Source organism: Actinomycetospora sp. (assembly GCF_055612215.1).
The window spans coordinates 1-1624 of the sequence record NZ_JBVPVA010000042.1 but is presented as its reverse complement, the minus strand read 5'-3'; the positions used below and the strand labels follow the sequence as shown (position 1 = coordinate 1624).

Sequence of the window (1624 nt, the reverse complement as noted above, 5' to 3'; positions counted from 1 at the left end):
CGACCAGCGGCGGGAGGGTGCCGGGACCGTCGGGGCGCGCGGCGCGGGGACGGGAGTCGTCGGTGATCGACACGTCAGCCCCCCGCCGCGGAGAGCGCGCTGCAGGCCCCGCAGGCCGCGCAGCCGGCGGCCTGGTCGGCTCCGCGCATCCCGGCCGCGCGCAGGCTCGCCGCCACCCGGGCGGTGACGTCGGCGAGCAGGGCCGGGTCGGGCGCGGGGTCGCCGTCGGCGAAGGCGAGCGTGCCGGGGATGGGGCGGTAGGGGACGACGAAGGGGTAGACCCCGGCGTCGACGAGCTCGGCGGCGCCGTCGACGAGCTCGCCGGGGTCCTCGCCGAGCCCGACGATGAGGTAGGTGGAGACGGCGTTGCGCCCGAAGAGGCGGACGCTCTCGTGCCAGGCCGTCCAGTACTGCTCGAGCGGCACGGAGGCCTTGCCCGGCATCCAGCGGGCGCGGACGGCGTCGTCGAGGGACTCGACGTGGATGCCGATCGCGTCGGCGCCGGCGTCCCGCAGCGCGCGCAGGGCGTCGAGGTCGTCGGGCGCGGGCGGTTCGCACTGCACCTGGATCGGCAGCCCGGGGACGGCCTCGCGGACCGCGGCGGTGCAGCGGGCGAGGTGGCGGGCGCCGCGGTCACGCCCGTTCGAGGTGCCCGTCGTCATGACCATCTGGCGCACGCCGTCGAGCCGGACGGCGGCCTCGGCCACCTCGGCGAGCTGCGCGGGCGTCTTCACCGCGGTCGTCGCGCCGCTGCGCAGCGACTGCTCGATGGCGCAGAACCGGCACCGGTCGGTCTCGCCGTAGCGCACGCAGGTCTGCACGACCGTCGTCGCGAGCACGTCGTCGCCGTGCAGCCGGGCGATCTGCTCGTAGCGCACGCCGTCGGCCGTCGTGAGGTCGTAGAAGGCGGGGCGGGCGACGGTGTCGACGTCCACGCCCAGGTCGGTGACCCCGCCGTCGGGACCGGTCCGGACGAGCCGGCCGTCGCGCAGGCGGAAGGGGCTCGCCGGGTTGATCGGGATCGTGGTCTTGAGGCCGTCGACGAGCACGTGGCCGTCGTCGGAGGGGCCGGCGCCGCCGGGGCGGCGCAGCGGGATGGTGGACCCGAGGTCCACGGCGGTGCTGCTGGACGGGGGGTCGATCGCGACGCCGCGGACGGCCACTTCGGAACGGACGTCGAGCCCGGTACGGGATTCTGCGGGCGCGGACATGGCGGGACCTCCAGGACGTCGGAGCAGGTGGCCGGCGGCCCCGTGGGCACCGGTCCGCGCACGGACCGGTGCCCACGAGCCGGAGGCTCCTAGAGCTGGTAGGTCGAGTTGATGATCGCGCCCTTGCGGGCGTAGTAGATGAGCGCGTCCTGGACGTCGAGCGGGTGCGTCGGGATGACGCCCTCGATCAGGTCCTCCTCGCGGGCACCGTGCAGCGACAGCCCGAAACGGCAGCAGTAGGCCTTGCCGCCCTCGGCCATGAAGGTCTTGAGCTGGTCGTTGATGTTGTGCTCGCCCGGGAAGGCGGAGCTGCCCGTCGTCGGGAAGCCGCGGGTGGCCAGGCAGTTGAGCGAGCCCGGGCCGTAGAAGTAGATCGCGGTGTCGAAGCCCTTGCGCAGCGCGCGGGTGGCCTG

The 1624-nt window shown here is 75.1% G+C and carries 2 protein-coding genes; both read right to left on the bottom strand.

The window, feature by feature from the left end:
- Positions 1 to 74: 74 nt before the first annotated feature.
- On the bottom strand, positions 75 to 1211 hold the full coding sequence (locus AC0CYZ_RS00925) for an MSMEG_0568 family radical SAM protein (protein WP_472211201.1): 1137 nt from the start codon (positions 1209 to 1211) through the stop codon (positions 75 to 77).
- A gap of 89 nt (positions 1212 to 1300) precedes the next feature.
- A partial coding sequence (locus tag AC0CYZ_RS00920) for an MSMEG_0572/Sll0783 family nitrogen starvation response protein (protein WP_472211198.1) occupies positions 1301 to 1624 on the bottom strand: 324 nt, incomplete at its 5' end.